Origin of the sequence: Luteolibacter yonseiensis (assembly GCF_016595465.1) — a bacterium.
Taxonomy (GTDB): Bacteria; Verrucomicrobiota; Verrucomicrobiia; order Verrucomicrobiales; family Akkermansiaceae; genus Luteolibacter; species Luteolibacter yonseiensis.
The window spans coordinates 634,534-650,423 of the sequence record NZ_JAENIK010000012.1 but is presented as its reverse complement, the minus strand read 5'-3'; the positions used below and the strand labels follow the sequence as shown (position 1 = coordinate 650,423).

At 60.3% G+C, this 15,890-nt stretch carries 13 protein-coding genes; 9 read left to right on the top strand and 4 right to left on the bottom strand.

Going from position 1 to position 15,890, the window contains the following annotated elements; genetic code table 11:
• Positions 1-19 precede the first annotated feature (19 nt).
• Positions 20-1,591: an NAD(P)/FAD-dependent oxidoreductase gene (locus JIN84_RS18445; protein WP_200352954.1), complete on the top strand. Its 1,572-nt coding sequence runs from the start codon at positions 20-22 to the stop codon at positions 1,589-1,591.
• 113 nt (positions 1,592-1,704) lie between these two features.
• Here JIN84_RS18445 and bamA read toward each other — a convergent pair whose 3' ends face one another.
• Positions 1,705-4,095, bottom strand: coding sequence for an outer membrane protein assembly factor BamA (gene bamA / locus JIN84_RS18440; protein WP_200352541.1), 2,391 nt, complete (start codon positions 4,093-4,095; stop codon positions 1,705-1,707).
• Positions 4,096-4,240: 145 nt separating this feature from the next.
• Here bamA and abc-f point away from each other — a divergent pair, with 145 nt between their 5' ends.
• The 3 genes from abc-f to JIN84_RS18425 all read left to right on the top strand — a co-directional run bounded on the left by abc-f (position 4,241) and on the right by JIN84_RS18425 (position 7,900).
• Positions 4,241-5,875, top strand: a complete 1,635-nt coding sequence (abc-f, locus tag JIN84_RS18435; protein ID WP_200352540.1) for a ribosomal protection-like ABC-F family protein — start codon at positions 4,241-4,243, stop codon at positions 5,873-5,875.
• A gap of 218 nt (positions 5,876-6,093) precedes the next feature.
• A complete protein-coding gene (locus JIN84_RS18430; RefSeq protein ID WP_200352539.1) occupies positions 6,094-6,417 on the top strand; it encodes a putative signal transducing protein in 324 nt (107 codons plus the stop codon).
• Positions 6,418-6,463: 46 nt separating this feature from the next.
• Positions 6,464-7,900, top strand: a complete 1,437-nt coding sequence (locus JIN84_RS18425) for a hypothetical protein (protein WP_200352538.1) — start codon at positions 6,464-6,466, stop codon at positions 7,898-7,900.
• A 243-nt stretch (positions 7,901-8,143) separates the two neighbouring features.
• Here JIN84_RS18425 and JIN84_RS18420 read toward each other — a convergent pair whose 3' ends face one another.
• Entirely contained in the window at positions 8,144-9,334 is a 1,191-nt protein-coding gene (locus tag JIN84_RS18420) for an AMP-binding protein (RefSeq protein WP_200352537.1), read from the bottom strand.
• Between the two features lie 74 nt (positions 9,335-9,408).
• Here JIN84_RS18420 and JIN84_RS18415 point away from each other — a divergent pair, with 74 nt between their 5' ends.
• The 5 genes from JIN84_RS18415 (at position 9,409) to JIN84_RS18395 (ending at position 14,669) form a co-directional block, all read left to right on the top strand.
• A complete protein-coding gene (locus JIN84_RS18415; RefSeq protein WP_325099618.1) occupies positions 9,409-10,662 on the top strand; it encodes a beta-ketoacyl-[acyl-carrier-protein] synthase family protein in 1,254 nt (417 codons plus the stop codon).
• Positions 10,659-11,684 carry a beta-ketoacyl synthase N-terminal-like domain-containing protein gene (locus tag JIN84_RS18410; protein WP_200352536.1) on the top strand — a complete coding sequence of 342 codons (1,026 nt, stop codon included), beginning with the start codon at positions 10,659-10,661 and terminating at the stop codon, positions 11,682-11,684. The genes JIN84_RS18415 and JIN84_RS18410 overlap by 4 nt, the downstream gene beginning before the upstream one ends.
• A gap of 7 nt (positions 11,685-11,691) precedes the next feature.
• Entirely contained in the window at positions 11,692-12,321 is a 630-nt protein-coding gene (locus JIN84_RS18405) for a LolA family protein (protein WP_200352535.1), read from the top strand.
• Between the two features lie 184 nt (positions 12,322-12,505).
• On the top strand, positions 12,506-13,024 hold the full coding sequence (locus JIN84_RS18400) for an adenine phosphoribosyltransferase (protein ID WP_200352534.1): 519 nt from the start codon (positions 12,506-12,508) through the stop codon (positions 13,022-13,024).
• Positions 13,025-13,115: 91 nt separating this feature from the next.
• Positions 13,116-14,669 carry a glucose-6-phosphate isomerase gene (locus JIN84_RS18395; protein ID WP_200352533.1) on the top strand — a complete coding sequence of 518 codons (1,554 nt, stop codon included), beginning with the start codon at positions 13,116-13,118 and terminating at the stop codon, positions 14,667-14,669.
• A 123-nt stretch (positions 14,670-14,792) separates the two neighbouring features.
• On the opposite strand, the gene JIN84_RS18390 is transcribed toward JIN84_RS18395, so the two are convergent.
• Positions 14,793-15,293, bottom strand: a complete 501-nt coding sequence (locus tag JIN84_RS18390; RefSeq protein WP_200352532.1) for an NUDIX hydrolase — start codon at positions 15,291-15,293, stop codon at positions 14,793-14,795.
• Entirely contained in the window at positions 15,286-15,843 is a 558-nt protein-coding gene (locus JIN84_RS18385) for a GNAT family N-acetyltransferase (protein ID WP_200352531.1), read from the bottom strand. The genes JIN84_RS18390 and JIN84_RS18385 overlap by 8 nt, the downstream gene beginning before the upstream one ends.
• Positions 15,844-15,890 lie beyond the last annotated feature (47 nt).

Below are 15,890 nucleotides of genomic sequence, written 5' to 3'. Positions count from 1 at the left end.
TTTCCTACCTGTGGACCCACTGATCCAATCCATCGACATTGTCCTTCCCTTGGAAAAATCCGAGGATGACGCGGCCCGCCGCCAGGCAGCGGCCGCGAAACTCGGCATTCCCGTCCATAATATCGGCGGCGTCAGGCTGCGCAAGCACTCGATCGACGCACGACAGCGTGCCGTCAAGGTGCAGCTTCGTCTGGATGTCTCGCTCGACGGTCCCCTGCCTCCCGACATCACACCCCAATGGTCCGCGCCCGCCCTTGCCTCCGGTGCGGAAAAAGTCATCATCGTCGGCTGCGGACCGGCGGGATTGTTCGCCGCGCTGCGTTGTCTTGAAAACGGCAGAAAGCCGGTCCTCCTGGAGCGTGGCAAGGACGCCAGCGCCCGCCGTTTCGATCTCGCCCCCATCCTTCGCGAGGGGCGCGTCATCGAGGAGTCCAACTATTGCTTCGGCGAGGGCGGAGCGGGAACATTTTCCGATGGCAAGCTCTACACCCGCGCCACCAAACGCGGTCCCGTCGCGAAGGTTTATGAAGTTCTCGTCGCACACGGGGCGCCGGATGAGATCCTGACGGACGCCCATCCGCACATTGGTTCGAACCTCCTGCCGAACGTGGTCAAGGCCATCCGGAACTCCATCATCGCCGCAGGTGGCGAGGTTCGTTTCCAAACCAAGGTCACCGATTTCCTCATCTCGAACGGCAGACTGCGCGGAGTCGTCACCGCTGCCGGGGACGAGATCCAGGCCGACTCCGTCATCCTCGCCACAGGACACTCCGCGAGAGACATCTACCGGCTTCTGGCGGAGAAGAAAATCCTGCAGGAGGCGAAACCCTTCGCGGTCGGCTTCCGCATCGAACATCCCCAACCGTTCATCGACCAGACCCAATACCACCTGGATCCGGGACAGGAACGTCCCCGGCTGCTGCCAGCGGCCCGTTACCGGCTTGCCACGAAAATCCGTGGCCGTGGCGTGCATTCCTTCTGCATGTGCCCCGGCGGCTGGATCGTCCCCGCATCCACGGAAAACGATGAGGTCGTGGTGAACGGCATGAGCCTCTCCCGCCGTGACTCGCCCTTCGCGAACTCCGGCATGGTCGCCACCGTCGAACCCGAGGACGTCCAGCCATTGGTGAAGGAACACGGCATCCTCGCAGGCCTGGCTTTCCAGAAAGCCCTCGAACGCACCGCGAAAAAAGCCGGTGGTGGAGGCCAGGTCGCCCCCGGTCAACGTGTCACCGATTTCCTGACCGGTCGGATTTCCAACAGCCTGCCGGACACCAGCTACTTCCCCGGCATGACCTCCGCCCCGTTGCACGACCTGCTGCCGCAGTGGATCACCAGCCGCATGCGCGAGGGTTTCAAGCTCTTCGGCCGGCAGATGCACGGCTACATTTCGGAAAACGCGCTGCTGCTCGGTTTCGAGACACGGACCAGTTCTCCTGTCAGGATTCCCCGTCGCGACGACACTCTGGAGCATCCTGAAATCTCCGGTCTCTTCCCTTGTGGCGAGGGCGCCGGCTATGCGGGAGGCATCGTGAGCGCCGCCATGGACGGGCTTCGCGTGGCGGACGCCGCGTGTGGTGTGGCCCGCTGAACAGGTGCCCCATGCCCCCCTCTCCTTCCACACGTCGCGCTGCCGGACAGATCGTAAAAAAAACCGGCCATCCCTGGAGGATGGCCGGCTGAGAGGGTTTCCGCGAACGGAAATCAGAAGGTAGTCTGCAACGAGAAGTTGAACTGGCCTCCCTTGTCAGCTTCGTCATCCGGAGTGGCGACCGGGATCGCATAGTCCAGCGCGAGCGGAAGCGGGCTGATCGGCAGGTGCAGGCGGATGCCGATGCCGACGTCGCTGTAGATCTCGTTCACACCGATGTCCCAGCTGTCGCTGTTGACGAAACCGGTATCCGAGAAGACCGCGGCACGCACGGTCTCGATGATAGGGATAGTGTATTCCACCGAGACGTAACCCAGCGAATTTCCGCCGTAAACCTCGTCCGTATAACCTTTGTCGCGAGGTCCGACATCGCGGAACTCGAAGCCGCGGAGCGTGCGTCCGCCACCGAGGAACATCCGCTCGAAGACCGGAATCTCATCGCCCTGCGTGCTGTCCACGCTGGCAAGCTCGCCGCTGATGGAAAGGATGCTGTCCCATTTCAGGTTCCAGTATTTCTGGCCCTGCATCGAGAGGGTGATGGTGTCCACATCGCCGCCCACAAGGCCGCCGGCCATCGTGAGTCCGACGTCGATCTTATGTCCGCGGCGGGCGGTTTCCGTGCTGTCCAGGCTGTTGTAAACATAGTTCACCGCCAGCGCGCTGCGGGCGAAGTCGCCGCCGATGTTCTTCTCCGAAAGCGCCGAGTTGTCACCGTTGTCTCCGGGGAAATTTTCGTTCTTGTAGTCATTGGAATCCACTTCCGAGTCGATCTTCACCTTCTCCAGGCGATATTCCCCCTTGATGGAGCTTTTAGGTCCGAGCGGCTTGCGCAGGGAGATGGCGGCTCCGAAGTTGGTCTGCTCGTAGTAGTCGCTGAAATAAGTGGACTGCTTGTAGAAAAGCTCGGTGCCGAGAGCGAGTTGCTGGTCGAGGAACCAAGGCTCCACGATCGAGATGCTTGCTTCCGAACGCTCGGAACCGGCACGGAGGCTGGACGAGAATCGTTGTCCGCCACCGGTGAAGTTCCATGGATTGAAGAGGTCGAAGTTCGCCTGTTCCAGCGTGAGGAAGCCCACGATGCTGTCGATGGAGCTGAAACCCACGCCGACGCCGACCTTGCCGGTGGACGCTTCTTCCACGAGCACGTTCACATCGCGGTAGCCGGAGCCGCCGGGAGCGCCCGAGACCTGCACGCTGTCCTTGGTGAAATACTGGAGGTTTTCGAGGCGGGCCTTGGTGGTATCCAGTTCCACCGAGTTGAACTGGTCGCCCGGCTTCAGGGTGATTTCCCGACGGATGACCTTGTCCTTCGTCTTGGTGTTTCCGGAAATGTTCACACGGCCGACCCGGAAACGCGAACCTTCGGTGACACGGTAGGTGATGTTCACCCGGTTTGGTCCGGCATCGCGGATGTCCGGGGTGACGAGGGCATCGGCATAACCGCGCGAGCCGTAGAAGCTGCGGATCATGGTGATGTCATCACGCATCTTCTTCGAGTTGTAGGCGGTCTCTCCCACAAGAGTGAGCGACGGATAAAGCTCTTCCGGCTTGAAAACAGTCATCTTGCCGAAACCGACACCCGCGACGGTGTATTTATCTCCTTCGTTGATCTGGATCACAAGGTCCGTGCGGCCATCGCCCACGGCTTCGCGGTTGATTTTCCCCGTCGCGCGCAGGTAGCCCTTGCTGCGGTAGTAGTCGAGAATGGCGTCGAGGTCGGTGTCGAGCTGGTTCGACTCGAACCGGCCGGACTTGGTGAGCCAGGAGAACCAGCCCTTTTCCTTCACCTTCATCTCCTTGCGGAGTTCCGGATCGGTGAAGGTGTTGTTTCCTTCGAAGCGGATCTTGCGGACCTCGTTCTTCGCTCCCTCGTCGATGACGAAGATGAGATCGGAGACACCCGGCTGGCTGGTCGGCTGCAGGCGGTGCGACACGGTGACGTCGGGATAACCGTAACCTTGGTAATATTTTTCGATGTTCCGGCGGGCCTCGAGGATCGATGCGTCGCTCATGACTCCGCCGCTTTTCAGCTTGGTTTCCTTCGCCAGCTTCTGATCGGTGAAAATCGAATTCCCCAAAAATCCAACCCCGCCCCAACCCGGACGCGTGGTGACTTCCGCGATCAGTTTCACGCTCTCGCCGCTGGGCTCCGCGAGGAAGCGCACGTCGTCGACAAGACCGGATTCATAAAGCGATTTGATGTCGTTATCCAGGTTCTCCGCACGATAGCTGGCGCCAGCCTTGGAAGCCATCAGGTTCCGCAGGCGCGCCTCATCCACCGTCTTCGCGCCGTTGTAACGGATCGTCACCTCGGAGATGTTCTTTCCCTCGAAATCCTGCGCGTGCAAGGTGCCTGCGAGAGCAAGGACGGAGAGCGATGTCAGAGCGGCGAACTGCCCCACGCCACGCGGCATGAGAAATGAAGAGTTGGTAGGAAATCGCATGCGGTGATTGAGGTTGCGCAATAAAGCCCGTCCGCAGCCCGATCCGTCAAGGTCAATAGCTGTGGATTAGTTCACTTTTCCTAATCAATTCCGGCAGATTGCCGAAATCCTTGCCCACCGCCCGCGCGTGATTTACATCCCCCGCGTGCTCACTATTCACAAGCTCACCAAAACTCTCGGCGGCCGCACGCTGCTCCGCGAAGCGGAAATGTCCATCAACTGGGGCGAGCGCGTCGCCCTCGTCGGTCCGAACGGCGCTGGCAAGTCCACGCTTTTCCGCATGATCCTCGACGAGGACCAACCGGACGAAGGGAAAATCGAGCGTGATGAGTATGCCATCACCGGCTATCTGCCTCAGGAAGCGGGCGAGCCGACGGATGAAACCATTTTGGAAATCGCCATCGGCATCACTCCGGAGATGATAGGACTCCTCCGCACCATCCGCGAGGGAGAAAAGTCCGGTGATCTCTCCACCCCGGAGTTCGCACACGCGCAGGACCAGTTCACCGCGCTGAACGGCTACCAGCTTGAGCCGAAGGCAAAAAAGATCCTTTCCGGCCTCGGCTTCAAGCAGGAGGACTTCAACAAACCCGCCCGCGAATACTCCGGCGGCTGGGTGATGCGCGCCCACCTCGCCCGTCTGCTGGTGATGGAGCCGGATCTCCTGATGCTCGACGAGCCGACCAATCACCTGGACCTGCTTTCCCTGCTCTGGCTCCAGCGCTATCTGCTGAACTACTCCGGCGCGATCCTCATGATCTCCCACGACCGGGACTTCATGGACTCCATCATCGAGACTGTCATCGAGATCGATCCCGATGCGGCCGCGCTCATTTCCTACACCGGAAATTACAGCGCTTTCCTTGACCAGCGCGACAAACGCTACGAACTCCAGGTCCAGGCCTACCGCAACCAGAACAAGGAGATCGAGGCGCACCAGGAATTCATCGAACGCTTCCGCCAGGTCGGTTCCAAGGCCGCGCAGGTCCAGTCCCGGATCAAGCTGGTGGAAAAAATCGAACGCATCGAAAAGCCGCGCACCCCGCGCAAGCCGTTCAAATTTTCCTTCCCGCAGCCACCGCGATCCAACCAAAAGGTCATGGAACTCACCCAGATGGGCCAGAGCTATGGCGAGAAGCGCATTTACAAGGACCTGGACCTCACCATCGAGCGCAACGACAAGATCGTGCTCGTCGGTCCGAACGGTGCCGGCAAGACCACCCTGCTCAAGATCCTCGCCGGAGAAATCCAGATCAACGAAGGCAAGCGCGAACCAGGCTATGCCACCAAGATCGGCTACTACAGCCAGCACCGTGCGGAAGCCCTCAACGAGTACAACACGGTGCTCGAAGAGGTCATGGGCGCCTGCACCACCCTGCGCGAGGAAGACGCCCGCGCCATTCTCGGCACCTTCCTCTTCCGCCGCGCGGATGTGGAAAAACGCTGCGGCGTGCTCTCCGGGGGGGAGAAGTCCCGCCTCAACCTCGTCAAGTTTCTTGTCGATCCACCGAACCTCCTCCTCATGGACGAGCCGACGACCCACCTTGACATCCTCTCCATCGACTCGCTTGTCGCCGCGTTGAAAAACTACGAGGGCACGCTCGTCTTCATTTCCCACGACGTGCACTTCATCCGCACGCTCGCGGAGACTACCCTGCACATCACACGGAACGAAAAGAACCCCGAGAAAGGAGCCCTCGTCACCCGCTACACCGGTGGGTATGACTACTTCATCGAAAAGAGCGGACTGAGTGATGACCGTGGCGCGGTGACGGCGTAACCGCGCCGGGCCTGCGATCATGGGCCCGCCTTCGCTGGCAAAGCTGCAATCTGACGGATTTACCTTGTTTCTGAAGATCTGGATCGCGTTGACGGTCGCAGCCACGGCCTTGCTTTTGTCGGGAGTGCTGTATCTTTCATGAACGGGTTCCGTCACCCAGGCTCCATCACGCGCATGGCTCCGCACCAGCGACCCGAAACAGTCCAACACCAGCATCCATGCGTCTTGTCTTCGAAAACATCGACTTCACCATTGTCGGCCACATGCAGAGCCTCCTTGAGTCCGAAGGCATCCGGACGGAACTTCGTAACGCGGGTGCGTCCGGGATCGCCGGAGAGGTGCCTTACACTCAGGTTTATCCGGAGCTATGGGTTCTCAACAACCGCGAGGAAAACCGCGCGCTATCGATCATCAGGGATTACCGGGAAAAGGACGCGGCCTCACCGACCGTTCCAGAGTGGAAATGCGCGAACTGCGGAGAGACTGTCGATGGTGTTTACACCGAGTGCTGGAACTGCGGCACTCCTTCCCCCCTGATGTGAACGATTCACTGCTTGTCGGGTCCGTCTTTTTATCGTGAATGGGAGGATGCGCTTGAGAGTTTTCATCCTGTGGCTGCTGGCCATCGCCGCCGCGCATTCAAACAGCATCATCGCCTGGAACTACCCCCTCGCAGGCTATCAGGAAGGCGGCCCGAAACGAAAACTCGACGCTCCGCCCGAGCCATCGGTCTTCTTCAGCCAAGGTGACATTCTCCACGATATCACACCACCTGTCCCAGCCGTAAAGGACAAGCCGGATACAAAGCTCGACTGGCTGATTTGGAACGAGACGTCCGGACTGATCGTGAGCAAGGGTCCCTGGCAGGCCATCTACATGTTCGCCGACACGGTCCGGATGGGGGAAGTCCTCTCGTCGGCGAAGGTGATTGTGGACGTGTTCGAATTGGCTGAAGGCAAACAAGCGACGAAGGATGCACGCCCTGCCTGTTCGTTTTCCGTCGTCGCCCGCAATGGCAAGCCGGTCACGCTGAAACAAACGAGCGGACCATGGAACATTGATTTCGAAGCTGTCCCTCATATCAACGAATGGCATGTCGACGAGGAGATTCGCTTCAGCACCAGATTTCAACTGAGTCTGACCAAGGGCGATGAAACCCTGAAGATCCAGACGGCGGTCAGGTCGCATGCCAATCGTGCCGTGCGGTTGGGACGCAGCATTCGCGACGGGCGGGGCTTCGAAGTCAGAGCCACCTTCCAACTTTTGCGACCGGATGGACAGATTCTGGAAACCGGGATTTCCGAGGAAAGAAACGGGGAGGCCAAGCCCCTTGATCGAGCACTTGTGGCCCGGAACAAGTCCGCTGAAGGCTGGTTCGAATCGATCCTCATTTCTCCGGAGATTCTTTACGAAATGTCCCCGGACAAATCGACGGACGATGCGGACCCTTTCGCGGAGAGGCCCCCGGAAGGCTTCTTTCGCAAGCCAAGGTTTCATTTCCCATTGGTGGATCTGGCAACCGGAACAATCGCGGCAAGCGGCCGCCCCTTGTGGGACGTCAGCGGATTGTTCGCGGGCTTGGCACTCAAGCCTGGTGAAAGAATCTCTTACGATCCGTTATGCGACCAGCTTCACATCCTGGCGACGGATGAGGAGCTCTTTGGAAAACTGGACATGCTTTTCATGGGATGTCATCTCGATCCACCGAATCTCGCTGTCACCATCACCGGACAGGACGAGTTGTCCGTCGCCGTGATAAGTAATGGGAAGGGGTTGATCTCGCAAGCGAACCACAAAGGAGAGATCCTGAATTCCCTCGAAACAGATGCCGTTCTGGGAGAGGGAGAAGGTATTATCGAGGTGAATCTCGAGATGCGCCATGGCTGCCCGCAGAATGTTTTCAAGACAACCGGCATCGTCTGGAACGGAGGAAAAACACAGTTGGGAAGTGCCGCGACCCAAGGAGAAGCCGAAACCCCGTGGATGCTCCAAGCGGAGGTTTTACGGCAGGAAGATTCTCCGTGATCACCCCGGAAGCATCGGACGTTTCCGTGGCTTTATGATGTCCTTCATTAATGCCGTCTGTTAAGAAGGAACTCAAACATATCCAGGTATTCATGAACCGGTTCGTCATCCACGCCTCTGATGAGGATCGAATTCTTACACGGACAACAATCGTTCGGCACCTCCTCCACGATCAGGAGAGTTTTATCCGAGCTGCTGGTGGAGAGTTTGATATAACCACCCGAATTTGACGCATTGCCGCACTCACCCCCTCACCACCCACTGTCTCGGCAGTTCCCACGTCTGCAACTTTTCCGAGGATGCGGACTTGAGCTGATAGAGGGTGACATTTTCCATCACCTCCACCTCTGCGGCGATTTCCGCATTGCGCTCGGGATCGTTGCTTGCGACCCCATGGACCTTCACCCGCCGCACGAGGCCCGTGGACAAGATCGCGGCCTCCACCTTCGCCGGACTGACCTTGCGACCCGCCACATTGATGGCTCCACCGAGGGTGCCTGTCAGATGGAGCCTGTCTGATGGGTCAAGGAAACCGAGATCCCGAGTGAGATAGCTGCCATTTTCCAACAAGTCATCCTCGCGATGTGAATCGTAGCCAATCGCGACGCCGCTGCTTTTCACGAGCAGGCGTCCGTCCCTGCCGACCTCCACCGAGACGCCCGGCAACGGGGTTCCGACGTCGGTCGCCGATTCGCGCGGTTTGTCGGACAGGTCCAGCGATATTCCACCGCATTCGCTGGCACCGTAGAAATTCCGGATCTTCAATCCTGAGGAAGAGAACACCTCGTTTTCCAACGCGAGCGGCAGCGGTGCGCCAGCGGACAATGCGAGCGTGATCGGCGCTCCTCTCAAGATCCCGGCGCGATGCCATGCCCGCCACATCGAGGGGACGGCGGGCAGGACGAGGGCGGTGTGTCGTTTGAAAATCTCCTCAATCACCCTGGGAAATGGCACGGGAGCGATATGGATGGGCACGCCGTGAAGGATCATGGGCAACACCACATTCGAAAATCCATACGAATGCGCCAGGGAGATGACGGACAGGTTCGGCACTTCGGGTGAGAGTCCCATGGCCGCATGCAGACGATCTCCGTCCGCGATCACTTGCGAGGCGTTGAGAAAAATCCCGCGCGGGATGCCGCTGGCTCCGGGCGTGTATTTCACGAGACATGTTTCCTCGGGAATTTCTCCATTCAACATCGGTTCCGGGGCGTCACGCTCCACCGGGATGACCGCCTGACCATCACGCCACGCCCGGAGGATCCCGACAAAAAAGTCCATCTCTCCGCTACGTGCGATGACCGGGCCGTTGGCAGGTGGCGCGGATTCGACCAGCGCCGCCAGGTCGGAAAAAGTCAGCACATTGCCGCCCTCGTAGATGGCGGGACGGGAAGCGAAGCGGCGGGAGGTTTCTAGCCAGCGGTGATACGGCATTTGACAAGGTGTGCGTGCGTGCCTAGCTAGCAGTGGCCCTGTCTGACGAGCCTTAACTGCGATTCATTTTTCCCGTGGCCTATTTCTCCGACGCCCCACCGCCCTCCCGACCGCGCTCCGTGGTGGTGAGCGGTCTCGGCATCCTCTCCCCCATGGGGTATGGGGCGGAGGAAAACACCATCGGTTTCCGTGCCGGGCGCATGGCGTTTTCTCCGGTGACGATTTTCGATGTCTCGCGGCAACGTGTTGCCACGGCGGGCCAGGTTGATCTGCCGGACGCGGCACCGGATGGCGGGATTTCCGGCAAGGCGTGGTCACGCATGGACCGCGGCACCCGGCTCGCATGGATCGCCGCCCGCGAGGCACTGGCCGATGCGGGGCTGTCAGGAGGGGAAATGCCGCTGGTGGTCGGAACCTCCGCCGCCGCGATGCCTGTGGGAGAGGAGTATTTCAAACAAGCCCTAGCCTCCCCCGTCCGGCGCGCCGCGCAGCTCCGCCGCGTGGAGCTCTACCAGGCACAGCGGCAGATGACCGACATGGCGCGCCAGCTGGGAGTGACGGGGCCTCTCCGCATCGTTTCGAACGCATGCGCCTCCGGAGCGAACGCCATTGGCCAGGCATTCCATCTGGTGAGATCCGGACGGGCGGATCGTGTGCTGGCGGGCGGTTACGACGCGCTGTGCCAGTTGGTTTTTTCCGGATTCGACGCCCTGCAGGCTCTCAGTCCCTCAGGGATCCCCCGTCCTTTTGATGCCGCACGCGATGGTCTTGCCTTGGGTGAGGGCGCGGGGTTTGTCGTTGTGGAGTCGGCCGGATCCGCGAAAGCGCGTGGTGCCAGGGTGATCGCTGAGATCCTCGGCTACGGAGCGGCCACCGATGTCCACCATCTCACCCAGCCCCACCCCATGGGAGATACCGCGCTCGTGACGATGCAAGCCGCCTGCTCCATGGCAGGGATCTCCCCCGGACAAATCGACTACATCAATTCCCACGGCACTGGAACGCCGCTCAATGACATCGCCGAAGGAAATGCGATCCAACGCTGGGCGGGCGACCTGGTGGAGAAGATCCGTGTCAGCTCGACCAAGTCCGCCATCGGCCACCTTCTGGGCGGTGCGGGTGCGGTGGAGTCTGTCATCTGCCTGCTGGCGATGGAGGGCCAGTTCCTGCCCGCGAGCCTGAACGTGCGGGAAGCGGACGCGGTTTGCACCTTCGATCTGGTAAAGACCCCGCGCGAGGCCACCTTGCGGCGGGTGCTCACGAACTCGTTCGGCTTCGGTGGGGCGAATGCGACGCTGGTTTTCGGCAAGGAGGGTGAAATCTCATGAGAACTCCCCTTTCCATCACCGGTTGTGGTGCCGTATCGCCCGCGGGCTGGGGTGTCGCTGCCATGATGCGGCTTCTTGAAGCCGGGGAAAAGCCGGTGCCTTCCTTTCTGGAGCGCGCGGTGGGGGATGAGATCATCCGGACACCTGTCCTGCGTGTCCCGGCGGAGGGAGCGACCACTCCGAAGTTCGCCCGCCTTCGCCGGACCAGTCCGATCTCGAAATTCGCCGCTGCCGCTGCAATGGAAGCCTTGGGTGAAAACCGCCTGGCGGAAGTCGCTGCTGGAAATCTGCGCGTCGGAGTCATCTGCACCCTGACGAACGGCTGCGTGAATTACTCGAACCGCTTTTTCGCGGAGGCTCTCGCCGATCCCTCGCTGGCCAGTCCCATTCTTTTCCCTGAGACCGTTTTCAACGCCCCCTCCAGTCACCTCTCAGCCCTCATCGGCAGCGTGTCCCCGAACGACACACTCATCAGCGACAGCACCGGTTTCCTGAGCGGGATCGATCTTGCCGTCGAATGGATCGTGCGCGGAGATGTGGACGGCTGCCTCGTGGTTGCCAGTGAAGAAATCGACTGGCTGAGTTCGGAAGGCCTTCTCCACTACTCGAGAAATTATCTGCCGGCGGAAGGTGGGGCGGCCGTTTATCTCGAAGCCTCGTGCGGCCCGGTGGAACTGCTGCGATTGCCTGATCCGGTTTCCCTCGCGGGTGCCGGCAGGGAGCAGGCGGCCTGTGAGATCCGCCGCAGGCTTGGTGCCGACGATGATGGAAAAACCCTGCTGGTGGATGGGCGCGCGGGAATTCCGCGCTACGATCGCCCGGATGCCGTCGCGTGGGAAGACTGGCAAGGTCCGCGCTGGTCGCCGAGAATGCTCCTCGGAGAAGGCATGGGAATTTCCGCGGCTCTCCAGACCGTGGCGGCGGTCAGTGCCCTGGAATCCGGCCTGTTTCAAAATGCCATTGTCGCCGCCACCGGTGCCAACCAGCAATCCGCCGGCATGTTGCTCGGCAAGAATCCGTAAAACCACCATGCGCCTCCTCATCCCCTTTATCTCCCTGCTCCTGCTCGCCACGACCCGTGCGGACAACGGCCCGCTCGAAACCTGGTTGAAACGGCAGGCCACCATCACCACCCTGGATGCCGATTTCGTCCAGGAGCGGAAACTTCCCGCGCTCAAGAACCCTGTGTCCACCAAGGGCAGGATCTCATTCGCGAAACCCGACAAGGTTCGCTGGCAGTTGGGAGATCCGGTGGAGACACTCGCCGTTTCGGATGGAGAGACCTTCACCCTCGTCGACACCGCCGCGAAAACCGCCCGCAGGACCGGAGTCAACTCGCCACAGGCCGCCCGGTTTTCACTCCTCTCGGGCAGGGCGTTCGACACGGTGGAGAATTTCCAGCAGACCTTTGAAATCATCGAATCCCGTGTGACCTTGGGCATCCATCAATACACGCTCAAGCCGAAGGACCGGAAAACCCGGTCACAGATCCCTTGGATCTTTCTCGATATCGATCCCGTGAAAAACGAACTCCGCGCGATGGAGATGGAGCTCCAGGACAAGTCCCGTCTGCGAACCGTTTTCCAGAATGTGAAGTTCAACGGCAGGTTGGATGACGCGCTCTTCAAGCCGGATCTCACGGGCTATGATGTGAAATGATGCTCCGCGCGACATGACACTTTTGTATGGTCCGTGACAGCTGACGGCAGTATGGGTGGTTTAATCGGCCGGATCCGACAGAAGCCTGTGTTCTACCGGAATCAGACCAGTCGTTTCCACAAAGAATCCGCCTACCCCGTTTTTGCCGTTTCATTCGTCCCGGCACCGGTCTAGCCTTCCCTCCATGTCCGCCGCCCTCCGCTCCGCCATCCGTGATGTGGTCGATTTTCCCAAGCCCGGGATCATTTTCAAGGACATCACCCCGGTGCTGGCGGATGGGAAGCTTTTCCACGAGGCCATCTCACTGCTTTGCGACACCACCGGCGGGGTGAGGATCGACAAGGTCGTCGGCATCGACGCACGTGGTTTTATCTTCGCGGCGGCGGTCGCGGACCGGCTCGGCGCGGGATTCATTCCGGTGCGGAAAAAAGGCAAGCTTCCGTGGAAGACCCACGAAGCCTCCTACTCGTTGGAATATGGCGAGAACGTCGTGGAACTCCACCAGGACGCCATCCGCCCCGGTGAGACGATCCTGATGGTGGACGACCTGCTCGCCACCGGAGGCACGGCTGCGGCCGCGGTGGAGTTGCTAGAAACGCTCGGCGCGGACCTTGTCGGCATCTCGGTGCTGATCGAGCTGGGCTTCCTCAATGGCCGCGAAAAACTCGCTCGCCACACTGTGAATTCCATCATCACCTATTAACCCTGCTAATCCCCCGGTCCCTCGTTTTTCATCCGCCCACCCGTTTCGCGGGTTGATCCGCACCGTCCATTTTTCCTAAAACCACCGCAACATGTCCTGGCAATCCTACAACCAAAGTCTCGTCCGATACCCGCAACACGGCTTCTCCCTCGACCTCTCGCTCATGGACATCGCGCCCGGGCTGGTCGCCTCGCTCCAGCCGAAGATCGACAAGGCGTTCACCGACATGGCCGCGCTTGAGGCCGGACAAATTGTCAACCCGGACGAAGGTCGCATGGTCGGTCACTACTGGCTCCGGAACGCCGCCCTGGCCCCAAATGAAGAAGTGCGCCGTTCCATCACCGAGCCGTTGGAAAACCTCAAGCGCTTCGCGGAAAAGGTCCACACCGGCGCGGTCTCCTCTCCGACGGGCGGAAATTTCCAACAGGTCCTGCTCATCGGCATCGGCGGTTCGGCCCTCGGTCCCCAGCTCGTCACCGAAGCCATCGGCCAGAACGCCCGGCTCGCGCTGCATTTCTTCGACAACACGGACCCCGCCGGCATGGACACGGTGATCGCCCGGCTCTCCCACACGGGACTCGACAAAACCCTCGTCCTGGTCATTTCCAAATCCGGCGGCACCGCCGAAACGCGGAATGGCATGCTGGAGGCAAAGGCCGCGTATGAAGCGGCGGGCCTCGACTTCGGCCGCCACGCCGTGGCCGTCACCGGGACCGGCTCCAAACTCGACCAATACGCCGCGCAACAGAATTTCATCGCCCGCTTCCCGATGGAAGACTGGGTCGGCGGGCGCACCTCCGTGCTCTCCACCGTGGGCCTCGTGCCTGCCGCCTTGCAAGGCCTCGACATCGATGCGCTGCTCGCAGGCGCCGCCGCGATGGACGTGGAGACCCGCAAGACAGAGGCCGCGAAGAACGCCTCCATGCAGCTCGCGATCGCCTGGTACAGCGCCACCAACGGCAAGGGTGAAAAGGATATGGTCGTCCTGCCCTACAAGGACTCGCTCGTCCTCTTTTCAAAATACCTGCAGCAGCTCGTCATGGAGTCGCTCGGCAAGGAACTGGACCTCGACGGCAACCCGGTGAACCAGGGCATCGCCGTTTATGGAAACAAGGGTTCCACCGACCAGCACGCCTACGTCCAACAGCTCCGCGACGGGGTGAACAACTTCTTCGCCACCTTCATCGAAGTCCGCAAGGGCCGCTCCGGAAACAGCATCGAGGTCGATCCCGGCACCACCACCGCCGACTACCTCCAGGGTTTCCTCCGCGGCACCCGCAAGGCTCTCCACGAGTCCGGCCGCAAGTCCCTCACCATTTCCATTCCGGAGGTCACTCCGTTCCAGCTCGGCCTGCTCATCGCCCTCTTCGAGCGCACCGTATCGTTCTATGCCTCGCTGGTGAACATCAACGCCTACCACCAGCCCGGTGTGGAAGCGGGTAAAAAAGCCGCCGGAGCCTTCATCGACACACTCAACAAGGTGCGCGGCCACATCACCTCATGGGCCAAGACCGCCGGGGAAATCGCCACCGAGATCGATGCGGATCCCGAGGATGTCTACCACTGCCTCACCCACCTCTCCGCGAACGGCGAGGTCCAGATCTCCATCGGCGCGACCCCTGCGGACGACAGCTTCCAGATCTGATCCACAAGGATTGGCTTCATCCTGAAACCAAAATGCGCCGGACACGACGTCCGGCGCATTTCTATTATAAAGCTCGGTGGCAGAACACAGCCCCCGCACCGGTCTGGCTGAAATACCATCTGGTCAAACCCCGCAATCCACGATCTCAAGGTTTGATCCTCCTGTCAGAACTCCCGGCAGCAGTTCCATGGCCCTGCGCGGCACGAAATCCTGTCCGGATTCCATCATCTCCTCCACACCCCACCAGCGGTATTCCTTCACATATCCATCCGGTTTATCCCCGCGGATCTCCTTGTATCCCACCCGCACCACAAAAAATTTCTCAAACTGGTCGATCTCCTTCCCATCCCACACATGCCGGTGACGCCGGTGCCATACGCAAGACCCGGGCGACACCACCAGACCGGTCTCCTCACGGACCTCCCGACGGGCCGCGTCTTCAAACGTCTCCCCCGCTTCCAGACCACCACCGGGCATCACCCAGAAAACCGCTCCTGTGACGGGTTCGACTCCCCGGCAGAAAAGCACGCGGCTTCGCTCGTCGATAAGAATGACCCTTGATGCCAGACGGGGAGTTCCCGATCGACCATCAATGCCCGAAGTGGGATTTTTGTCATCAAACATTCGAAGGTATCCTGGAATAGACCCGTGTGTTCCGCAGCGCACCCGCGAGGTTCCTGCGTTCGTTTCTCATGGTGCCCTCCAGTTCGAATCCCACCCTTTCCGCCAGTTTCCAGCTCGCCACGTTCCTGTCATCGGTGGTGAGGAAAACCCGTGAGGCACCCAAGGATCCCAGCGCGTGGCCAGCCAGTGCCGAAACCCCTTCCGTCATCAGTCCAAGTCCCGCGTATTTCGAATTCCCCCAGTATCCCATTTCGAAATGCCTGAGATCCCAGTCCGCATCGTGCAGACCGCTGCCTCCGACAAGGGAACCGTCCACCTTGAGGAAAAAGAATGCCATCAGATCCTCGTTCAGCAGAAATCTCGCATGAGCCTGGCGACAGGAATTTTCCGACTGTTCGAGGGTGGGCGGTGGAGTGACCCAGGCCAGCCACGGCGCGAGACTTTCAAGCGATCCGAGAATGGCGGCGTTGAAGACCGCCCCATCTCCCGGTCGTGCCACCCGGATGACGAGACGTTCGGATTCGATCTGTTCGGGAAGGGATGACTGCATTTTTTCGCGGATTCTCCAAAATCCTCACCAAGACTGCTGAAGATTTC